Below are 21,376 nucleotides of genomic sequence, written 5' to 3' on the forward strand. Positions count from 1 at the left end.
TTTTAGGATTGAAATTTTTTTTTAATAGCCGTTGCCACATGTTGAGGAACGAAGGGGGATATATCTCCCCCCATAGCCGCAATCTGCCGGACAAGCGTTGCGGCAATCGCCCGTACAGAAACACTAGCAGGCAAAAAGACCGTTTGTAATTCGGGCGCCATAGTTCCATTCATACCAGCCATTTGCATTTCGTAATCTAAATCCGTTCCATCACGCAGACCACGGATAATAAAAGATGCATTGACTTCTTGCGCCGCACGAACCAATAGATTATCAAAAGTGATCACGCGTAAACGCGTTTTCTCTGCTTTCAACACTTTAGTTGCTGTTTCGTAGATAAGAGCCTCTCGTTCCTCATAACTAAAAAGTGGTACTTTATTAGGCTGGATACCAATCGCCACCACTACCTGATCAGCAAGCGCGAGAGCTCCACGCAAAACATCCATATGTCCATTGGTGATAGGATCAAATGATCCCGCATAAATGGCGATTTTCACCTTTATTCCTTTTCAGACGGCGTTTTGTTTGCTTCATATTCCTGCACAGCAATGGCTTCAGAGTTTTCACCTTCGTCGCATTCGGAAATATGTTCTACCGATACCACCCTCTCATTTTTAGCAGTGTTGAAGATTGTTACGCCCTTGGTAGCACGACCAGCAATCCGAATGCCTGCTACTGGCACCCGAATCAATTGTCCTCCATCAGAAACCAGCATTATTTGATCTTTTTCTTCAACAGGAAAGGCAGCAACCAAATTTCCAATCTCATCCGCTTTATTTGGGTCGGTAGCGCGAATACCCTTCCCCCCCCGCTTGGAAATACGGAATTCATAGGAAGAAGACCGCTTGCCGTAGCCAAACTCACTCACCGTTAAAAGGGTTTGCTCTCGCTGGCTTAAATCCGCATAGCGGATATCACTTAATGCCACTTCTACATCTGCTATATCGCCGCTCGTAAACTCTTCTTCGCTTTGAGCCGTGGTATCTTCCGCCGCAATACCAGCGGCGCGGCGTTCCGCAATCGATCTCTTAATATAAGAAAGGCGTTCTTCAGGGCTCGTCTCAACGTGGCTTAGAATCGCCATAGAGATAACTTTATCGCCTTCAGCCAAATTAATACCTCGCACACCGACAGAATTGCGACCAGAGAAAACACGCACATCGGTAACAGGAAAGCGGATCGCTTGGCCTTTAGCTGTGTGGTTAGCACCACATCGTTATGTTCCGTACAGGTTTCTACCGACAAGATCTCATCAGTTTCATCTTCAAATTTCATAGCAATTTTTCCATTGCGGTTAACTTGCACAAAATCTGAAAGCTTATTGCGGCGCACCGTTCCACGTGAAGTTGCAAACATTACATCTAAACCCGCCCAACTTGTTTCATCTTCGGGAAGCGGCATAATGGTGGTGATGCGTTCGCCTTCCTGTAGGGGCAACATATTTATAAGCGCTTTTCCGCGCGATTGAGGCGTGCCTACAGGTAGACGCCATACTTTTTCTTTATAAACGATTCCACGCGATGAAAAAAACAACACGGGCGTATGTGTATTGGCTACAAAAAGACGCGTAACAAAATCCTCATCCTTAGTGCTCATGCCTGAACGCCCTTTCCCACCACGTTTTTGGGCACGATAGGTGCTGAGTGGAACGCGCTTAATATAGCCGCTATGGCTCACCGTTACCACCATGTCTTCACGAGCAATAAGATCTTCGTCATCCATCTCGGCGCCGCCATGGCTGAAAATTGTTCGGCGGGGAGTAGCAAACTCCTGCCGTACCGCCAAAAGCTCATCCTTGACGATACTCATAATACGCGTATGAGAAGCCAAAATATCTAAATAATCAGCAATCTCTGCGCCTATCTTGTTGATTTCTTCCGCGATTTCGTCGCGCCCTAAGGCGGTTAGGCGTTGAAGACGCAGATCTAAAATCGCCCGCGCTTGCTCCTCCGATAGATTGTAGGTTTGATCCGCATGAATAATATGGCGCGGGTCGTCAATCAGTTGAATAAGTGATGTTACATCATGTGCGGGCCAGCATCGCGCCATTAGCTCGGCCCGAGCGGTTTGGGGATCGGGCGCGCGGCGGATAAGAGCGATAACCTCATCAATATTAGCCACGGCAATCGCAAGACCTACCAAAACATGAGCCCGCTCACGTGCTTTGCGCAAAAGATATTTTGTACGCCTACTTACACCTCTTCACGGAAAGTCACAAAGGCGCGCAAAATATCAAGCAAGTTCATTTGTTTAGGCTTGCCGCCATTAAGCGCTACTATATTGCAACCAAAGGAAGTCTGCAAAGCGGTGTAGCGGTATAATTGATTGAGTATTACATCGGCTACGGCATCACGGCGTAGTTCTATCACCACGCGATAGCCTTCACGGTCAGATTCATCACGCAAATCAGCTATGCCTATGATCCGCTTTTCGCGCACCAATTCGGCGATTTTTTCGATCATTGTGGCTTTATTAACTTGATAAGGAATCTCGGTAACAATAATGGCCTGACGATCGTTACGTATCTCTTCGATATTTACTTTAGCGCGCATGATAACTGAACCTCGTCCCGTTTCATAAGCGCTACGTATCCCAGAACGGCCAAGAATAATGCCACCGGTAGGAAAATCTGGGCCTGGGATGATGTCGATCATTTCTTCAAGGCCAATAGTAGGGTTATCAATTAAGGCAATGCAGCCATCAATGACTTCGCCAAGATTATGGGGTGGAATATTTGTGGCCATTCCTACAGCTATTCCCCCTGAACCATTCACCAAGAGGTTAGGGAACCGAGCAGGCAAAACCATAGGCTCACGTTCGCGACCATCGTAATTTTCTTGAAAATCAACGGTTTCTTTGTCGATATCCAGCAAGAGGTTCTCAGAGACTTTCTCAAGGCGGCATTCAGTATAACGCATGGCTGCTGGAGGGTCGCCATCAATTGAACCGAAATTTCCTTGACCATCGATTAGTGGATTCCGTAAGGAAAAATCTTGAGCCATCCGCACCAAAGCATCATAAATTGATGCGTCACCATGGGGGTGGAACTTACCCATGACCTCACCGATCACACCCGCTGATTTCCGATAGGCCTTATTGTAATGGAGCCCCATTTCGTTCATGGCATGCAAAATCCGCCGATGTACAGGCTTAAGCCCATCGCGCACGTCAGGCAAAGCTCGGAAACAATTACACTCATCGCATAATCAAGATAAGAGCGTTGCATTTCCTCAACAATGTTAATGGACTCTACGCCATCAGGGGTATCAAATTCAGACGATACACTTAAATCGCTCACGGTTCACACTTTCCCAAAAGAATCATCTATAACCTTATAAACAATCTCTTATAAAAAGCCAAGAAATACCCTGTATGATTTTTGAAAATAAATCTTTATTTTCAAACAGTTAATTCAATGGAACAAAATATATTTCTGTTTGTTTATTATATTTGCAGTCCGTGCGAAAAAACGCTACACAAGCTTAGCCGACAAACTAATAGTGAAATCTTTTAATGTTCGAAATTAGCTCTTTGTTTAATGCCTTAATCACCTTGTTAGTGACGATTGATCCCCCTGGGTTGATTCCACTATTTATTGGCATTACCTATGGTATGAGCCGCAAAGAGCGTAGTATGACTGCTTTGACTGCTGCAATCATTGCTTGTTTTATTTTACTCTTTTTTGCTCTTTTTGGTGATATTCTCTTACAAAGCCTGTCAATTTCGATTAGCGCTTTTCAAATTTCAGGGGGCATATTATTATTCGCTATCGCTTTTGAGATGATTTTTGAAAAACGCGCCCAGCGTAAAACAACCAGCGCGCAAAATTCAATCACCCGCGACCACATTCGCAATATTGCTGCATTTCCCTTAGCTATACCTTTAATTGCAGGGCCAGGCGCTATTTCAGCTACTATCTTGATGAGCAGTAAAAACCCTACTCTTCTTGGTAACATTAGCACGATTGTAGTAATTATAATTGCGGTTTTTATCTGCTATTTTTTTATGGTTTTAAGTAATTCGATTGATCGCCTTTTGGGCACAACGGCCCGCGGTATTGTAACGACTTTTTTTTTGGGGTGGTCTTAGCAGCTTTAGCGGTGCAATTTGTCGCTGATGGTCTACAACAGCTTATAGCTTAAAACTGTAATTGTAGCATAACCCCTAAGCTCCATGATGACTACAAAGTTTGGCAAGTGTCTAAGCGGTAAGGTAAGGAGTGTGGTTTCATCAACACAATAAGGCGGTAAGAGGTATAGCTCTTGTCCTAAGGGACGTAATAAAAGGCCGGCATCTAAAGCATCTTGTCGAAAGGTCGCAAGTGTTTCATCAGAAAAGGGCAAACTAAAACTATTGATTGTACCCAGGTGTCGGTAACGCTGGATACGAGGACACTTAGCTTTCAAGAGAGTACCACCTTGGACATGAGCGCGGCTTATCTCCGCGCGGCGAGCCTCACAAGAAGGATCTATGAGCAAATCAAGAGAAGCCAAAGCGGCGCGACAAGCAATAGGATTAGCCGTATAAGAATGGCCATGCAAAAAGGCATTGCCGGCTTGTGGGCTTAAAAAACCTTCATAAATTTCAGGCTGCGTAACGGTAAGGGCAAGAGGCAAAAATCCGCCCGTAAGCCCTTTGGACAGGCAAAGAAAATCTGGAACAACCCCTAGCAAGTCTAGTGCAAAAAGCGCTCCTAACCGGCCAAAGCCTGTCATGACTTCATCAAAAATTACCAGTACCCCTGCCCTTTGGCACATGGCAACAACTTTTTGCATAAAGGCTGGCCTACATATGCGCATACCACTCGCTCCCTGAACTAAGGGCTCAATAATAAGAGCGGCAATTTGATGACCTTTTGTAGTAAGTTGGTGTTCTAATTGAGTAAGAGCGCTGTCTTCTTTGCTAGTGATGGTATTATCGCCTTCCCATGTGTCAGGGTAGGGAATCGTGATAGTTTTAAAAAATAATTTTTGGAAAGGCGAATGAAATACAGATGCAGCCCCTACAGACATAGCTCCAAATGTATCGCCGTGATAGCCGCCAGAAAAGCTTAAAAAAAGACTGCGTTCTTCTGCGCCTTGATTGGCCCAATATTGGTAGGCCATCTTTAAAGCTACTTCTACAGCAGTTGAACCGTTATCAGAAAAAAAACATTTCGACAGAGCTGGTGGCAAAAGGGTACACAAGCGCTCACACAATTCGATTGCAGGCGCATGCGTGAAGCCCGCAAAAATCACATGTTCTAATTTTTGTGCTTGCTCATAAATAGCTTTAGCGATCGCTGGGTGAGCATGGCCATGCATATTCACCCACCAGCTAGAAATAAGATCCAGATAGGCTTTGCCATCTGTATCATAAAGGTACGCGCCATCTGCGTGATCAATTGCAATTGGCGGGGGCGCTGTACACTCTTGAGTAAAGGGATGCCAAACGTGCTTTCTATCGCGCGCGATCAATGGTTCATCTATTATCCATTCCACCATACACCGCCTCCTTAATTTTACGACGGTAAATAAAATTGTGTAGGCTTAATCAAGTTCAACTACTGATTCCTTACTGCCGTGCACACGTTGAGCAAGGGCTGCCGCCATAAAGGCATCAAGGTCGCCATTAAGTACGGTTTGCGGATCAGTGCTTTCAACTCCCGTACGCAAATCTTTAACCAATTGATAAGGCTGCAACACATAAGAGCGGATTTGATGTCCCCAACCGATTTCAGTTTTAGTAGTTTCTATAGCGTTGGATTCTTCTTCACGCTTCTTAAGCTCTTCTTCATAGAGGCGAGCCCGTAACATTGCCCAAGCAGCTGCTTTGTTTTTATGTTGCGAGCGCTCTGCTTGGCATTGAACAACAATCCCCGTTTTTAGGTGCGTGATACGAACAGCTGAGTCGGTAGTATTAATATGCTGGCCACCTGCACCAGAAGCGCGGTACGTATCAATTCGTACATCCGATTCTAAAACGTCAACCTGAATTGTATCATCAATCACTGGATAGACCCAAATACTGGCAAAAGACGTGTGGCGGCGGGCGTTAGAATCAAAAGGTGAGATCCTCACTAAACGGTGTACACCAGACTCCGTTTTTAGAAGGCCATAAGCATTATAGCCTCTGATAAGTAAAGTAGCGGATTTAATTCCTGCCTCTTCCCCATCATGGATTTCTAGAATTTCCACCTTCATGCTATGTTGCTCAGCCCAGCGCCCATACATACGCAATAGCATTGATGCCCAATCTTGGCTTTCAGTTCCCCCTGCTCCAGCATGTACCTCAAGATAAGTATCATTAGCATCAGCTTCACCTGCTAAAAGCAAAGCGATCTGCTGTTTATCGGTCAAGGCCTTAAGTGCACGGATTTCTTTCTCACAATGAAGAATCACATTCTCATCACCTTCTTCCTCGCCCATTTGAATAAGAGCTATATTATCGTCAAGGTTATGTTGAAAACTGTTGATTTCTTTGATTGCATCATCAAGTCTTTGCCGCTCGCGCATCATTTCTTGGGCTTTTTGCGGGTTATCCCAAAGAGTTGGATCTTCCGTACATTGGTTAAGATAATCTAAGCGTTTGAGAGACTCCTCCCAGTCAAAGATGCCTCCTTAGCAGGTCGATCGCCTGCTGAATTTCTGCGGTTAAATCTTCCATTGCTGCGCGCATTATCTCTATCCTCATGGCATGAGACGATTCAGGTGCTTTTATATAACCATCCATTTGGCATCTGACAAGCAATACAGGCCATACATCACTAATGGCTCGTTTAAAAGCCCCTTCCGCGTAGGGTATGGTTATTAGAAAAGGCCGCCATCACCGCTTTCGATCGCACGATTGACTTGCGGTGATGCAGGAGCGGTTTTTACCCCTTCTCGAAAGGTTTCACTCGCCCCGATTACCTCATAGACATTAGCAGGGCCCGTTCCAGGTTTAAAAGCTTCGATGATAACATCGCCGCTATCCGCACTGGCCGACATACCAGTTCGACGATCAATCGCCACCTGAATCATCCTAGGTGGTACTTTAAAGGGTACGTTGGGCTTACCCTTCATGGCATCTTCCATGAATTCGCCAAATACGGGTGCAGCTAAAGAACTTCCAGTGCCCCCAAAACCTAAACTTGCTGGCTGGTCATAACCAATAAATACACCCACCACGAGATCAGGCGTAAAGCCGATGAACCATGTATCCTTAGAATCATTAGTCGTACCTGTTTTCCCAGCGATATGCCGATTTAAATAGCGCAAACGCCCTGCGGTACCACGCTGCACTACACCTTCCATCATAGAGGTGATCTGATAAGCTGTCATAGGGTCAAGCACTTGATCTTGCACATCTTTAAGCAAAGGTTCTGGTTGATTTTCCCATTTTTCAACATTACAACTCTCACATATGCGTGCATCATGACGGTAAATCGTAGAGCCAAAGCGATCTTGAATCCGATCGATTAAAGAGGGTGCAATCGAACGCCCGCCATTAGCAATGACCGCATAAGCCGTAACCATTTTTAATACAGTTGTTTCACCGGCTCCAAGCGCCATAGGCAAATAAGGTTGTAGTTTTTTATAAAGGCCAAAGCGTTCGGCATATTCAGTAACAATAGGCATCCCTAAATCGTTAGCTAAGCGCACTGTCATCAAATTGCGTGAATGTTCGACCCCATAGCGCAAGGTGGAGGGGCCTGCGAAGGTGCCACCGTAATTTTTTGGCTTCCATACTTGCCCATTAGGTTGAGTAACTTCTACCGGTCCATCTAAAACTACCGAAGCAGGAGTATAGCCATTATCAAGAGCCGCCGCATAGACAAAAGGCTTAAAGGCCGACCCTGGCTGGCGATAGGCTTGTGTAGCGCGGTTAAATTCGGATTGTGCAAAGGAAAAACCACCGCTCATCGCTAGTACGCGCCCTGTCCGTGGTTCCATGGCTACGATAGCTCCTTGCACTTTAGGGGGCTGGCGCAGGAGGTAGGCATTATTTGTTTTAGGTTTTTTTTCGACAAAAACTACATCACCTACATTCAAAACACCTGCCGGATCTTTAGCGGTGGTAAGGCGGCCTTGTGCGTTGAACGTACGCAAGGCCCACCTCATATCGGAGAGTGCAATTTTGGCAATGATCCGCGTGGCATCTAGTTTACCTGAAGGAACGCGTTTAGGTTGCAACCCAATTGTCACGTCATCGTGATTTATGGCCAACACAACAGCAAGCGTCCATTCAGGCACATCGCTGAAAGCTGCGATATCAGCGATGGTCGCACCCCAATCACCTTTGATATCGACGTGCTGATACGGTCCACGCCAACCATGATTTTGATCGAATTTTATAAGCCCATCTTGAAGTGCTTTCCGCGCTATGATTTGTAGTTTAGGGTCAAGCGTTGTGCGCACCAAAAGTCCCCCTTCGTACAAAGCCTTTGCTCCGTAATCATTAATCAATTGTCGGCGCACTTCTTCTGTAAAATATTCGCTACCAAAAACATAGCTATCTCTGCCCCGTATCGTGATGTCCAATGGCTGTTTCTTAGCTAATGCCCCTTGTTCTAAAGTTGCGTAGCCGTTATCAACCATCCGATCAATAACCCAATTGCGTCGCTCAGTTGCGCGCTCTGGATAGCGAAACGGATCATAATTACTGGGTCCTTTAGGTAAAGCCGCAAGATAGGCACATTCGGCAAGGGTAAGGTCATCGACTGATTTATTAAAATAAGTTAAAGCGGCGGCCGCAATCCCATAAGCCCCACGTCCTAAATAGATTTCATTCAAATAGAGTTCTAGAATATGATCTTTAGAATAGGCGCGTTCAATTCGCATGGCCAAAATGGCCTCTTTAAGTTTGCGCTCAAGGGTAACATCTGAACTCAGTAAGAAATTTTTGGCGACCTGTTGGGTAATAGTGGAAGCCCCTGCCGGGCGGCGGCCGACGCCAATCTGCTTAATATTACTAAGCATAGCCCTTGCAAATCCTTCAGGATCAAGGCCAAAATGACGATAAAAATTTTTATCTTCAGCAGAGATAAAGGCTTCCTTCACCAAAGCGGGTACGGTTTGAATAGGAAGATAAAGTCTTTGCTTGGTAGCAAATTCGCTCATTAAAGCCCCATCAGATGCGTAAACGCGAGTCATAACGGGAGGTTCGTATTGCGAGAGAACTTCATAGTTTGGAAGGCGGTCGTTAGTCGCCTCTCCTTCACTTGCTACGGCAAATCCACATAAGCTCATAGCAACGCTAACACTAAGAATTGATTTAAAAGCCATTATCATCGCTATAAGATATCTCTTTCTGAATGTTTTATGAGGTAAATCAAATGCTGTATTCCAGTTTATTCAAAAAAGCTTCCGCTTGGAACTCCTCTGTGAGTATGGCTAACTTCATGGCAAAGTTAAGATATTTTGGTTTGTATGTTCTATTAATTTTGCACCCGGCTTGCCAGAGCTTCTCTATAGGCGGCAAATTGTCCAATCGCTTGAGCCATAGCCTTCGCCAAACTGCTACGCCAATTTTGGTCATTGATCAATCGCTCATCCTCCTTGTTGGATAAGTAGCCCATTTCAAGTAAAACTGAAGGTATATCTGGGGCTTTTAAGACTCGAAATCCAGCGAATCGATGTGGATTATTTATCAATTTGATGTTACTTTTTGATAAATTTAAAAGGATCTTATTAGCAAAGTTAACAGAAAAGGCATCGGTTTCTTGACGCGTAAGGTCGATTAAAATATCGGCGATTTGTGGCGCCTTTTCTTCTGGTAAGCCGTCTAAAAGGTCAACCTTATTTTCATGTTCAGCCAAGTCACGCGTTACAGCATCGGAAGCCTTGTCTGAAATCGTATAAACCGTTGCTCCGCGCAAAAGTGGACCACCGATACTATCTGCATGAATTGATATAAAGAGATCAGCCTTTAGGTCATGTGCTTTTTCTACCCGCTCTTTTAAGCGTAAAAACACGTCGTCATCACGGGTCATAAAAACCTGTATGTTGGATTTTTTCTCCAATTCATCGCGTAAGGTTTTAGCAAAAGCTAAAGTAACATTTTTTTCTAAAACTCCTCCCACACCGCGTGCACCGCCATCCACGCCTCCATGCCCTGGGTCAAGAACAACGCGAAATAGATCGTGCGTATTTGGAATTAGATTTTTCTTCTGCTCCACAATGGGTGGAGTGATAGGTAAATTTGCAAATTGAGCGCGCAAAAGTACATCAAAATTGGGCTGATCATCTTTCACGATATCAATAACCAACTGCCAAAGGCCGCTATTTAAAGCTTCAATTTTACTTCTTTCAACTTTAAAAGGACTATGAATGGTAAAAATGAGGCGAGCATTTTGAGGACCAGAGGCGCCATAACGAATTGAGCTTAATAAGCCGCGTGCAATGGGCGGCTTTTTTTGGGCTGAAAAGTCAACGAGCGGTAAATCAATGATCAGGCGCGGAGGCCGATCCAAAAAAATAAGTTTGAAATCGGGTTTCCGGTTGAAGGTGCTTATCAATCGTATGCGTGATTGGTCTCCTACCGTACGCAGATTGATAAGGCGTAAAATTGAAGACTGCGTCGAAGGATTGCTGCCAGCCCATGTATTGGGTAAAAAAACAACCATTACACTTAGTAAAAATACTAAGACAAAGATCAAAACTCCAGTCTTACGTCTTAGCCAAAGATATCTACTGAGCCTTGAAAAAATGCCATGCATCCTTTGCATGCTCCTTTTTTAACACTAAGCGGCTTCATTTTAAGGTTAAACCCTAGCAATTTCAAGAAGGGGAAGAAAAACAATTTTTCATAAAGCGCCATATAGATAGTAGCCAAACGCAGCTATTTTACGACTGTTTAATATTATATCTTGTCAGAACCATGATATCGACATAAAAGCATGGTTGTATCTATAGTATCGAGGCCTAATCACTGGAAACGAATCAAAAAAGGGCTCGGTCTAAGATGAAACCCTAGTGAGCAGCTCGGCAAATATTTGCTTGGCGCTATTGGGTTGGATAAAAAATTCATAGGCCTGGGTTTCAGGCCAATACAATTCGCTGGTCTGGGTTCTGGACTGTTTATAAATTGTTTTGTTAGTGCTCATAATGAGCCATAGGAAAAATGATAAAAGTCATTCTGCTTGTCTACTACGCTAAGTAGCCTATAGTTGCCCCGTTTTTGGAGCAAATTAGCAAAACTCCCCTTTTTATGGTACGCGGAGGCGTTCTCTTATGGATCTATTGATGTTCTGTTTCGCACCCTCCCATACGACCATTTGCAGGATACGCACACATGTCAAACAAAATGCTTATCGATGCCTCCCACCAGGAGGAAACACGGGTTGTTGTTGTTCGTGGGAGCCGAATTGAAGAATTTGACTTTGAATCGGAACATAAAAAACAATTAAAAGGTAATATCTACCTTGCACGCGTAATCCGCGTTGAACCCTCGTTACAAGCTGCTTTTGTAGAATATGGTGGCGATCGCCACGGTTTTTTACCATTTTCGGAAATTCACCCTGATTATTATCAGATTCCAGTAGCCGACCGAATGGCTTTGCTAGAGGAAGAAGAAAAGGCCGCGCTTGATGAAAGCGAAAATGATGATTTGGCTTGCTTTGAAGGGGGTGCAAGAAACAATAAAAAAACAGCCAAACAAAATACTAAAGGTGCACTGGCAGAGAAGACTGGCCTGAATAAAGCGGTAGTTGATGACCGCCTTGATGAATCTGAAACGGGGGATGAAGACCTTAATGAAGTAGAATCTGTAGGTGTGGGAGATGCCCTAGAAGAACTGCCTACTCTCAAACGGCCGCCGAGGCGCCAATATAGAATTCAGGAAGTCATTAAGCGGCGACAGATCTTACTTGTTCAAGTGGTAAAAGAAGAGCGCGGCAATAAAGGTGCAGCGCTGACTACTTATCTTTCTTTGGCAGGGCGCTATTCAGTTTTAATGCCCAATACGGCAAGAGGCGGCGGAATTTCGCGCAAAATCTCTAACCTTCAAGATCGCAAGCGCTTGCGCGACATCGTGAAAGAACTCGAAGTACCTAAGGGGATAGGTGTCATTTTACGAACCGCAGGGGCTAACCGTACAAGAGTAGAAATTAAACGTGATTATGAATATCTGCTAAGGCTTTGGGAAAATATCAGGAATTTAACTTTTGCTTCTATTGCACCTGCTCTGGTTTACGAAGAAGGCAATTTGATCAAACGCTCAATACGTGATCTTTATAGCAAGGATATTACTGAAATTTTGGTGGCGGGTGATGCTGGGTATCGCGAAGCGAAAGACTTTATGCGCATGCTTATGCCAAGCCATGCTAAAGTAGTGCAGCCCTACCGTGGTATGGCACCGATTTTTGCTGGTAATGGTATTGAAACGCAATTGGATAAAATGCTTCAGCCGCAGGTCTCCTTAAAATCTGGTGGCTATCTGGTCATAAATCAGACAGAAGCTTTAGTTGCAATTGACGTTAATTCTGGTCGCGCCACCCGTGAACATTCAATAGAAGAAACCGCGTTTCAAACTAATTTGGAGGCTGCGGAAGAGGTGGCACGGCAGTTACGCTTGCGCGATTTGGCGGGACTTGTCGTTATTGATTTTATTGACATGGCTGATAAACGCAACATTCGCCAAATCGAAAAAAAGCTAAAAGACTGTTTGAAAGAAGATCGCGCCCGTATTCAAGTTGGTCATATTTCTCATTTTGGCCTCTTGGAAATGAGTAGACAGCGCATCCGTGCTTCGGTCTTAGAAAGTACTATGCAACCTTGCCCTCGCTGTGCTGGTGCAGGGCATATTCGTTCGGATTCTTCAGTAGCCTTGCACGTGATACGTAGCATAGAAGATTATCTTTTGCGTCACTCTAATTTTAATATCACTGTACAAACTTCGGTAGCTACGGCACTTTATGTTCTAAATAATAAGCGGCGACTTTTGGGTGAATTAGAAGACCGTTTCGGGGTGCGAATTGACCTTGAAACAAGTGATAATTTAGGTGTACAATATTTTAGCATCCATAAAGGGACGCCAGTTGAAAGCGAGCAATCTGCTACACCCATTCTGCCTTTTGACCCTGGAGTAGAAGATGCGCCGCAAAAACATGTCTCCACAGAACCTGCTGAAGAAATGCATAATAACCATGCTTTCAATAATAAAATTATTGAAGACAATGAAGTAGCGGTTTTAAGCCAAGAAGAATCAAATGATGACAATACTGATAGCCGGCGGCGGCGGCGACGCGGCCGTCGTGGTGGGCGGCGTAATCGTAGTGATGAATCAGGGCGGCAGCGTTTACCCTTTGCGGAACCTGTCGGTGATTTTGCCGACGAGGCTTTAGCGGAAGTTAAGATAGCAGCACGTCGTAAATATATATCGTTCACCGATCCTTTTGGTTTTGTCTCAAATGGCTCGGCGTCACTGTCAACAGAGCTCAGCCAAGAAAGGGAGTCTGCAGTAGCCAAAGACGTCAACTCCATGCTGCTTCAAGAGGATCCCTTAGAGAAGGCTCAAGGTGAAGAAAATGCGGCAAGTGCTGAAATAAAAAATGTTATAAAACGCAAGCGGACTCGTAAGAAAAAAATAGAATCCCTTTCCCCCGTGTTAGAAGTTGTACATGATGACACAGAGGTCCTAATTCAATCTTCCTTGATAAAAGAAGATCAAAAGATCAATAAACCTGTGCGCAGTAGACGCAAGAAGGCTATGCCATCTGTTGAAAAGGGAGCAGAAGTAAGCTTAGATCATCCATCTGAAGTAACTGAAATACCTTCTGTAGCATTAAGTCCAATAGAGCCTACAGAAAAAAAGTTACGCGGCAGACGCAAAAAGGCTATGCCCATTAATGAAAAGGAAGGAACGACTGAAAGCTCGAATGTCGATACTAAAAAAAGTTTGACGCAATCTAAGAATGCTTCTTCTTCAAACTTAGCTGAAGCAAGTTCCGTAGAAACTATAGAGAATGTTTCTGTAACGCTTCCTACATCGCTTCAAGATGTAAAGCGCCCTGCCAAAGTCGTTGAACCTTTATCAGCAGACTCACAAATACTCAAAGCTGCTTCCGCGACTGAAATGCCAATTGTTACTTCTTCAGCGCCCCAAAACGCTGTCCCGCGGAAATCAGGCTGGTGGCGACGTAAAAATTCTTAAACCATGCACTTTTTAAAGCAATAGGATAGGTTTTTTATCCTATTGCTTTAATTTGTAATTGATTGCAATATTTTTGCCAATAATTGGGCGATTTTTATAAAGCTTGCAGAACAATAATCGAACGAGTATGGTGGTGCGCGATTCTTTATATTGTGCTTAATTGGAATAGTATATGCTTACGCCTAAACAATACGACCTTTTGCTGTTTATTAGCCAACGCCTTAAAGAAACAGGCATCCCTCCTTCTTTTGAAGAAATGAAACAAGAATTAGGGTTGTCTTCAAAATCTGGCGTTCATCGCCTGATTACTGCTCTTGTTGAGCGTGGCTTTATCCGTCGTCTACCAAACCGTGCCCGTGCTATCGAAATTCTACGTCTACCGGATGCTATGCGAATGGTACCTAGCCCTTGGGAAAAGAGAGATTTAGAACAAGTTGCCACGCTTGCTGAGGATAATTTAACAGAGTTACAAAATAAAGATTCCTTGCTCTTAAGATCCAATTCAATTGAAGTTTTAATAATGGGAATAATTGCTGCTGGCGTGCCTATTACTGCGATCCAGCAACCAATCGGAACAATTTCCATTCCGATAGGAATGCTTAGAATGGGTGATCACTATGCTTTAGAGTTCAAAGGCGACTCTATGGTAGAGGCTGGTATTTTAGATGGCGATATAGTAATTATTCGACGCGAAAGGAGCGCTCGTCTTGAGGATATTGTAATTGCTTTGATTGACAATATAGAAGCAACCTTAAAGCGCTATCGCCGGCAGGGCGATCTTATTGCTCTAGAGGCCGCTAATCCTGCCTATCAAACTAAAGTATTGGAAGAAAACCGCGTTGAAATCCAAGGAGTGTTAGCGGGTCTTATTCGCCGCTATTAGACCTTTAGGGCTTTATATTTATAAGTTTTCAATCTTTAATCTTAGGGGCTAAATTTTCCTGAACGCGGGAAGCCTTTAGGAACCATACGCCCCGAGGCCGCCCGCGTCCCTAGCCATTCTAATAACTCATCTTTTTGCCGTGTAAAGCAACGCTCGGCGCTGTCATACCAACTAAGGCCTTCACTAAGACTAAAAATTTTCACGTCTGCAACGCCGCCGTCCTTATAGCGCTGGAGTCGCACACCCTTACCGCGATTCATTTTGGGAATTTGTATCAGAGGGAAAAGAAGCATTTTACGATTTTCTCCTACCAAAGCCACGTAATCACCCTTTATATTTAAGCAGAATTTTGTTGCATCGGGCGCTTTAACATTCATAACTTGCTTTCCCTTACGGGTATTGGCGATGGCTTCTTTTGCACCTAAAATAAATCCATAGCCAGACTCTGATATCAATAAGAGTTGATCTTCTGGTTGATAAATAAACGCAGTAAGAATATCTTGCTCATTATCCATATCCACTAAAAGACGAAAAGGTTCACCATGACCCCGCCCGCTAGGTAGGTTATTAGCCGCTAGGGTAAAGAATTTACCGCCCGTACTGACAACCAAAATTTTATCGGTGGTGTAGCCTGGAAAAGCACATTGTAACGCATCACCGTCTTTGAAAGAGAGATTTGTATAATCGTTAAGATGGCCACGTAAAGCGCGCAACCAACCCTTCTTAGAGATCACAATAGTAACAGGCTCTTTTTCAATCATCGCTTGTTGGATATCTTCAGCATCGTGCTGAGGGGCTTGGCCTAATTGTGTGCGACGCTTACCCAAAGACGTATTTTGTCCAAAATCTTTAGCGACTTGGGCTATTTCTTGGCTAATGACGCCCCATTGCTTACTTTCTTGGGCAAGGAGCGTTTGTAACTGCCCTTGTTCATGAACTAATTTATCAAGCTCTTTGCGTATCTCCATTTCTTCTAGCCGCCGCAAAGCTCTAAGGCGCATGTTCAAAATGGCCTCTGCCTGCGCTTGGGTTAGAGAAAAGCACTCTACTAAAGTGTTTCTTGGTTCATCCTCTTCTCGAATAATACGGATAACTTCATCAAGGTTGATATAAGTGATAAGATAGCCAGAAAGAATTTCTAAGCGGTGCGAAATTTCATCCAGCCTATACCGCGAGCGCCGTTCCAAAACAGTACGGCGATGCTCTAACCACTGCTTTAAAACCGCTTTAAGAGAAAGAACATTTGGCACGTGCCCCAAGCTTAAGACATTCATATTAAGAGGAACACGAACCTCTAGATCAGTGAGTTTAAATAAGGATTCCATCAATAACTCAGGATCAATACTTCGGTTTTTGGGCTCTAGAACGATACGGATGTCTTCAGCAGATTCATCCCGAATATCATCTAAAAGCGGCAAACGTCGTGCCAAAAGAAGTTCAGCCACTTTTTCGATTAAGCGTGATTTTTGCACCTGATAAGGAATTTCAGTAATGACGATAGTATAAGCGCCGCGCGTCCCCTCCTCCTTATGCCAACGAGCACGCAAGCGAAAAGACCCCCGTCCTGTACGATATGCCTCAAGAATATTCTCTTTTGGCTCAACTAAAAGGCCGCCAGTAGGAAAATCGGGGCCTAGGATAAATTGCCCTAATTCATCATCGTGAGCAGAAGGATTTTGAAGAAGATAAAGTGCACCTTCGCAAATTTCTGCAACATTATGCGGTGGGATATTGGTAGCCATGCCAACTGCAATGCCTGCAGAGCCATTTGCAAGCAGATTAGGAAAAGCGCCTGGTAGAACTACTGGCTCTTCATCTTCTTCATTATAGGTTGCTCGGTAATCAACAGCATCTTCGGTAATACCATCTAAAAGTAAACTTGCTACCTTTGTCATACGTGCTTCGGTATAACGCATGGCCGCGGCATTGTCGCCGTCAATATTACCAAAATTGCCTTGTCCATCAACCAACGGGTAACGTACTGCAAAGTCTTGGGCAAGTCGCACTAAAGCATCATAAATTGATGCATCACCATGGGGATGAAATTTTCCCATGACATCCCCGACAATTCGTGCGCATTTTGCATACGATTGCTCGGGATGAAGACGCAAAATTCGCATTGCATGTAAAATACGCCGATGTACAGGCTTCAAACCATCACGCACATCAGGTAAAGCACGGTGCATAATAGTTGAAAGTGCATAAGCTAAATAACGCTCTTCAAGTGCAGAGCGCAATTTGATTGCCTCAATAGGAGAAGGAGAGGCATCAGGAATCACTTGATTAGACATAAAGTGAAACATAACAATTCTCTCTCGCCACCGCAATCCCTTCTATAATTTAGACGCAATAATCGCTGTTGGATGCCGAGTAAAATCCCAAGCGCGTGATACAAGTTCCGATAATGGGCAATACAAATCCTGCGAGCATTTGCTATTAAAGGCTATGTCCTTGATTGCAAAGGCTTGGAAATAGCTTATTTCTGAATGAGGCTCATTACGAGCAATTGCTTGCCGCAATAAGAGAGATACGCCTTAGTGAGCGCCGATTCTATCAGAAAACACGGACATTTATGCTACCAGCATTAACTACAATAAGGATCCCCCGACGACTGAAGCATTTTTTGCAAAGGTTCAAAATAAATTGTACTTTGCCGTGCATGGGCATACAGCGTCAGAACTTATTTTCCAGAGAGCGAGCAGCCAGGAGAAATATATGGGGCTTACAACCTAGGAAAGCGCCCCCATGGCAGAATTGTAAAAACAGGTGTAACGATCGTTAAGAATTATTTAAGCCAAGATGAATGAAGCAACTCAGGTTCATAGTGATGCCTATCTCGATTTGGTAGAAAGTCGTGCCAGCCGTAAAACTCCTATGTTATTGGCATTTTTTCTCATTATTTGTCAGCCAGTTCAGATTTAACCAAGCCCTCTGTATTTTAAAGTGATGCTCCCTGTTTTAATGGCTTTCTAACAACCCTCACGCTGATATTACGCAAGCGAGCATATTTTCGGATGGATATGCCCGTACTCTACACCAATCTACCAAGCGGCAGGTTTTAGACCTCGCTTTCTTCTTTCAATAGCTTTGCCTTCTTTACGGTGTATTCCTCCCAGCAACGTTTGACGATCACGTCAACATAATGCGAGTCGAGCTCTATCAAGCGGGAACGGCGGCCGTTTTTTTCGCAAGCGATCATAGTTGAACCTGAGTCACCAAAGGATTCAAAAATTATATCTATAACACTTTATAATAAACTTGACCAATATTAGGTATAGATGTATTTTTATTTAAAATAACATAGGAAACCGTCATGAAAATAAGATTTTTCAAAATTTTTACATACGTATTTTTTTTCTTCTTTAGCGTAAACCACGCTTTTTCAGCCGTAGATGCACAAAAGTTTACCCAAAGAATAGAAGATCAGTTTAAAATTGATAACATTACTGATTTTAAAGCTGGCGTGCCCCGTGTAGAAGGTAATAATATTATTATCCCTAACATTTCTATGACGTTAAATTTTAAACCCAGTTTACAATCTTTGTGGACCTTGTCTCTAGGGGATGTTCGCTATCAAAATGTTAGAGAAGATACAAATGGAACATATATTGCTGATAAAATGATTATTTCTTATGCTACAGGAACTGATGATATAGGAGCCTATAAAATTGGGATCAGTGAATGGGTTTCATCTAACGTACACTTCCCTAAAAACTCAGAAGAAAAATTTGCTAAAATGTATTCAAGCCAAATATCAATAAAAAACGTTGCGTTGATGAAAGGAGATACAAAGATTTTAACGCTTAACGATATTAAAGACGAGGTTACTTCTAATCCTAGTGGCGATGCAGCCCATGCTAAGATCGTATTCACTTCGTTTTCCTATGCGCTCCCGCCCCCAAAAGCGGATGTACAGGAGAGCGAAAAGGAATTTTATTCTGATCTACGGGCATTAAACCTTGATAAAGGTGAAGGCACATATGCTCTTGATATTGATCAAGATCTCAATAGCGGTACGTTATCTATTAATGATGCCTCTATTTTTATCAAAAATTTTGGGAAATTCAGCCTTGCTTTTACTTTAAACGGGCTTGATCGAAACTTCCTTCATAAAATGGAAAGTACGAAGCCTGATGGTGAGGGCGCACCTGCCACCATTGATGCTATAGACACGCTCGTTAACACGTTAAAAATTAGCAAATTAAAGCTTCTCTATGACAATGATAATTTTGTCAACCGCCTTTTAGCTTATATCGGCAAATCCAAAGGCCTATCCCTTGAAGAGACAAAAAATATGGCTAAAGCGGGGCTCACTATGGGAAAAGTAAAAGCACAGGAGTATTTCAAAAATACGATATTCATAGATAAAATAGCGACGGAAGTAAGTAAATTTTTGGATGATCCAAAAAGTTTTATTATTAGCTCTAATCCTGAGCCACCTCTTGCTTTTGACGAATTGGCTATGGAGGGTCTCCTTAATCCATTGAGCCTTATACAAAAATTAAACCTGAATTTTAAAGCAAATTAGCACAAAGTAAAGGGCGCCCTGAAGGCGCCCTTTATAAATAACTGGATCTTCACGTTAAGTTTTAGCCGTTGGCGCCAAATGTAGTGAAAGTTCGCGCAATTGCTCCTGGGAAACTTCCGATGGCGCGTTCATCAAAAGATCCATAGCCTGCTGATTCATAGGAAAAGCGGCTGTCTCACGGAGATTGTCGACCCCTAATAATAACATTATGATCCTGTCAATACCCATGGCAATTCCGCCGTGTGGAGGCGCGCCATAATGAAAAGCACGATAGAGCGCGCCAAAGCGTTCTTCCACTACCTCTTGCGATAGCCCTACCATGCTAAATACTTTTAGCATGATTTGAGGTATGTGGTTGCGGATTCCTCCCGAGGCGATTTCAAAACCATTGCAAACAAGATCGTATTGATAAGCTTTAATAGTAAGGGGTTCTTGGTTATTAAGCGCTTCAAGTCCGCCCTGCGGCATGGAGAAAGGATTATGAGAGAAATCAAGCTTTTTTTCATCCTCATTCCATTCAAAAAAAGGAAAATCAACAATCCATGCCAGGGCAAATTGATTTTTATCAACAAGCCCTAATTCGTGCCCCACTTTGTTGCGGGCATTTCCTGCAAAAGCTATAAATTTATCAACAAGACCCGCCACAAAGAAACAAGCATCCCCATCGCCAAGGTTTAGCTGTATGCGTAAAGCTTCGCATCTTTCGGAACCAATATTTTTGGCAATAGGTCCTGCTCCTACCAAAGCGTCATTTTCGGTGCGCCAGAAAATATAACCAAGCCCAGCTTGACCCTCGTTTTGCGCCCAAGTATTCATACGATCACAAAAGGCACGGCTTCCTCCCCCCTTTGCTGGGATAGCCCAAATTTCTGTTTGAGGAGTATTAGCTAACATATTGGCAAAAATCGTAAAACCACTTCCACGGAAATGGTTAGATACGTCTTCCATGATAATGGGGTTACGCAAATCTGGTTTATCGGAACCATATTTGCGCATTGCTTCTTCATAAGGGATACGAAGAAATTTTTTTGGTACACTTTTACCTTGGGCGAATTCCTCAAATACGCTATGCATAACCGGTTCAATGGTTGATAATATATCTTCTTGCTCTACAAAACTCATTTCCACATCAAGTTGATAAAACTCACCAGGGAAGCGATCAGCGCGCGGGTCTTCGTCGCGAAAACAAGCGGCAATCTGAAAGTAGCGATCAAAACCTGCTACCATCAACAATTGTTTATATTGCTGCGGAGCCTGCGGAAGGGCAAAAAATTTCCCCGGGTGAATCCGGCTGGGCACTAGAAAATCACGCGCCCCTTCTGGTGATGAAGCCGTCAGGATAGGTGTAGTAAATTCTGTAAATGCCGCCTCTTGCATATGGCGGCGCATAGCAGCAATAATCTGACTACGCCCCATAATATTTTTATGCATAGTTTCGCGGCGTAAATCTAAAAATCGGTATTTCAGACGTATATCTTCAGGATAGTCAGGCTCTCCAAAGATTGGTAAGGGCAATTCTTCTGCTTTTGAAAGTACTTCAATTTCGCTTGCAAAAACTTCTACCTCACCCGTAGCAAGATTAGGATTAATCGCCTCATTTTGCCGCGCCTTTACTTCCCCATCAATCCGCACTACCCATTCACTACGTAAATCTTCTGCCTGTGAAAAGGCTGCCGAAATAGGATTAACAACGATCTGTATGATCCCAAAATGGTCACGTAGATCAATAAATAATAAACCGCCATGGTCGCGAATGCGATGAACCCACCCCGAAACACGCACATGGGTGCCGATGTCGCTTTTACGGAGAGCGGAGCAGTTATGACTGCGATAACGATGCATAGTAGTAGCCT

13 protein-coding genes and 2 pseudogenes are annotated in these 21,376 nt (G+C 43.7%); 5 read left to right on the top strand and 10 right to left on the bottom strand.

Annotation, left to right across the window (positions count from 1 at the left end):
* Positions 1 to 2: 2 nt before the first annotated feature.
* The 4 genes and pseudogenes from coaD to ACK28X_RS08225 form a co-directional block, all read right to left on the bottom strand.
* Positions 3 to 497 (bottom strand): pantetheine-phosphate adenylyltransferase, encoded by a 495-nt coding sequence (gene coaD / locus ACK28X_RS08210; protein WP_412058619.1) that lies wholly within the window; start codon positions 495 to 497, stop codon positions 3 to 5.
* A gap of 2 nt (positions 498 to 499) precedes the next feature.
* Positions 500 to 1,159 (bottom strand): DNA gyrase C-terminal beta-propeller domain-containing protein, encoded by a 660-nt coding sequence (locus tag ACK28X_RS08215; protein WP_412058620.1) that lies wholly within the window; start codon positions 1,157 to 1,159, stop codon positions 500 to 502.
* On the bottom strand, positions 1,072 to 1,809 hold the full coding sequence (locus ACK28X_RS08220; protein ID WP_412058676.1) for a DNA gyrase C-terminal beta-propeller domain-containing protein: 738 nt from the start codon (positions 1,807 to 1,809) through the stop codon (positions 1,072 to 1,074). The genes ACK28X_RS08215 and ACK28X_RS08220 overlap by 88 nt, the downstream gene beginning before the upstream one ends.
* 36 nt (positions 1,810 to 1,845) lie before the next feature.
* Positions 1,846 to 3,122, bottom strand: a pseudogene (locus tag ACK28X_RS08225) (DNA gyrase subunit A); the annotation flags it as partial.
* A gap of 391 nt (positions 3,123 to 3,513) precedes the next feature.
* Between ACK28X_RS08225 and ACK28X_RS08230 the strand changes: the two are divergent.
* Positions 3,514 to 4,142 (top strand): annotated as a pseudogene (locus tag ACK28X_RS08230) (MarC family protein).
* Here ACK28X_RS08230 and bioA read toward each other — a convergent pair.
* From bioA to ACK28X_RS08250, 4 genes are all read right to left on the bottom strand, one after another.
* Positions 4,122 to 5,483 (bottom strand): adenosylmethionine--8-amino-7-oxononanoate transaminase, encoded by a 1,362-nt coding sequence (gene bioA, locus ACK28X_RS08235; protein WP_412058621.1) that lies wholly within the window; start codon positions 5,481 to 5,483, stop codon positions 4,122 to 4,124. The pseudogene ACK28X_RS08230 and the gene bioA sit on opposite strands and share 21 nt — an antisense overlap.
* 45 nt (positions 5,484 to 5,528) lie before the next feature.
* Positions 5,529 to 6,657 (bottom strand): peptide chain release factor 2 gene (gene prfB / locus ACK28X_RS08240; protein WP_412058677.1). Its coding sequence is split into 2 segments (ribosomal slippage): positions 5,529 to 6,587 and positions 6,589 to 6,657, totalling 1,128 coding nucleotides; the frame shifts between segments, so codons are not numbered across the junction.
* Between the two features lie 131 nt (positions 6,658 to 6,788).
* Positions 6,789 to 9,251: a penicillin-binding protein 1A gene (locus tag ACK28X_RS08245; RefSeq protein ID WP_412058622.1), complete on the bottom strand. Its 2,463-nt coding sequence runs from the start codon at positions 9,249 to 9,251 to the stop codon at positions 6,789 to 6,791.
* 146 nt (positions 9,252 to 9,397) lie between these two features.
* The gene (locus ACK28X_RS08250; protein WP_412058623.1) at positions 9,398 to 10,678 is read right to left on the bottom strand and encodes an N-acetylmuramoyl-L-alanine amidase; all 1,281 of its coding nucleotides are present in this window, start codon (positions 10,676 to 10,678) and stop codon (positions 9,398 to 9,400) included.
* 587 nt (positions 10,679 to 11,265) lie between these two features.
* Here ACK28X_RS08250 and ACK28X_RS08255 point away from each other — a divergent pair.
* Together ACK28X_RS08255 and lexA are read left to right on the top strand one after the other, a co-directional pair.
* The gene (locus ACK28X_RS08255) at positions 11,266 to 14,112 is read left to right on the top strand and encodes an Rne/Rng family ribonuclease (RefSeq protein WP_412058678.1); all 2,847 of its coding nucleotides are present in this window, start codon (positions 11,266 to 11,268) and stop codon (positions 14,110 to 14,112) included.
* 172 nt (positions 14,113 to 14,284) lie between these two features.
* Positions 14,285 to 14,995 (top strand): transcriptional repressor LexA, encoded by a 711-nt coding sequence (lexA, locus tag ACK28X_RS08260; protein WP_412058624.1) that lies wholly within the window; start codon positions 14,285 to 14,287, stop codon positions 14,993 to 14,995.
* A 41-nt stretch (positions 14,996 to 15,036) separates the two neighbouring features.
* Here lexA and parC read toward each other — a convergent pair whose 3' ends face one another.
* Positions 15,037 to 17,298: a DNA topoisomerase IV subunit A gene (gene parC, locus ACK28X_RS08265; protein WP_412058625.1), complete on the bottom strand. Its 2,262-nt coding sequence runs from the start codon at positions 17,296 to 17,298 to the stop codon at positions 15,037 to 15,039.
* Between the two features lie 265 nt (positions 17,299 to 17,563).
* Here parC and rhuM point away from each other — a divergent pair, with 265 nt between their 5' ends.
* Positions 17,564 to 17,728: a RhuM family protein gene (rhuM, locus tag ACK28X_RS08270; RefSeq protein WP_412058679.1), complete on the top strand. Its 165-nt coding sequence runs from the start codon at positions 17,564 to 17,566 to the stop codon at positions 17,726 to 17,728.
* A 580-nt stretch (positions 17,729 to 18,308) separates the two neighbouring features.
* Entirely contained in the window at positions 18,309 to 19,523 is a 1,215-nt protein-coding gene (locus ACK28X_RS08275; RefSeq protein WP_412058626.1) for a hypothetical protein, read from the top strand.
* A 54-nt stretch (positions 19,524 to 19,577) separates the two neighbouring features.
* Here ACK28X_RS08275 and aspS read toward each other — a convergent pair whose 3' ends face one another.
* Complete coding sequence (gene aspS / locus ACK28X_RS08280; protein ID WP_412058627.1) at positions 19,578 to 21,365, bottom strand: aspartate--tRNA ligase; 1,788 nt, start codon at positions 21,363 to 21,365, stop codon at positions 19,578 to 19,580.
* Positions 21,366 to 21,376: the final 11 nt, after the last annotated feature.

The sequence above is a fragment of the Bartonella sp. DGB2 genome (assembly GCF_046843095.1).
GTDB lineage: Bacteria > Pseudomonadota > Alphaproteobacteria > Rhizobiales > Rhizobiaceae > Bartonella.

Bases quoted from the DNA above. Each gene is read 5' to 3' on its own strand.
- ACK28X_RS08220 (WP_412058676.1), bottom strand. From the start codon at position 1,809: ATGAGTATCGTCAAGGATGAGCTTTTGGCGGTACGGCAGGAGTTTGCT.
- bioA (WP_412058621.1), bottom strand. From the start codon at position 5,483: ATGGTGGAATGGATAATAGATGAACCATTGATCGCGCGCGATAGAAAG.
- ACK28X_RS08245 (WP_412058622.1), bottom strand. From the start codon at position 9,251: ATGATAATGGCTTTTAAATCAATTCTTAGTGTTAGCGTTGCTATGAGC.
- ACK28X_RS08250 (WP_412058623.1), bottom strand. From the start codon at position 10,678: ATGCATGGCATTTTTTCAAGGCTCAGTAGATATCTTTGGCTAAGACGT.
- ACK28X_RS08255 (WP_412058678.1), top strand. From the start codon at position 11,266: ATGCTTATCGATGCCTCCCACCAGGAGGAAACACGGGTTGTTGTTGTT.
- lexA (WP_412058624.1), top strand. From the start codon at position 14,285: ATGCTTACGCCTAAACAATACGACCTTTTGCTGTTTATTAGCCAACGC.
- parC (WP_412058625.1), bottom strand. From the start codon at position 17,298: ATGTTTCACTTTATGTCTAATCAAGTGATTCCTGATGCCTCTCCTTCT.
- ACK28X_RS08275 (WP_412058626.1), top strand. From the start codon at position 18,309: ATGAAAATAAGATTTTTCAAAATTTTTACATACGTATTTTTTTTCTTC.
- aspS (WP_412058627.1), bottom strand. From the start codon at position 21,365: ATGCATCGTTATCGCAGTCATAACTGCTCCGCTCTCCGTAAAAGCGAC.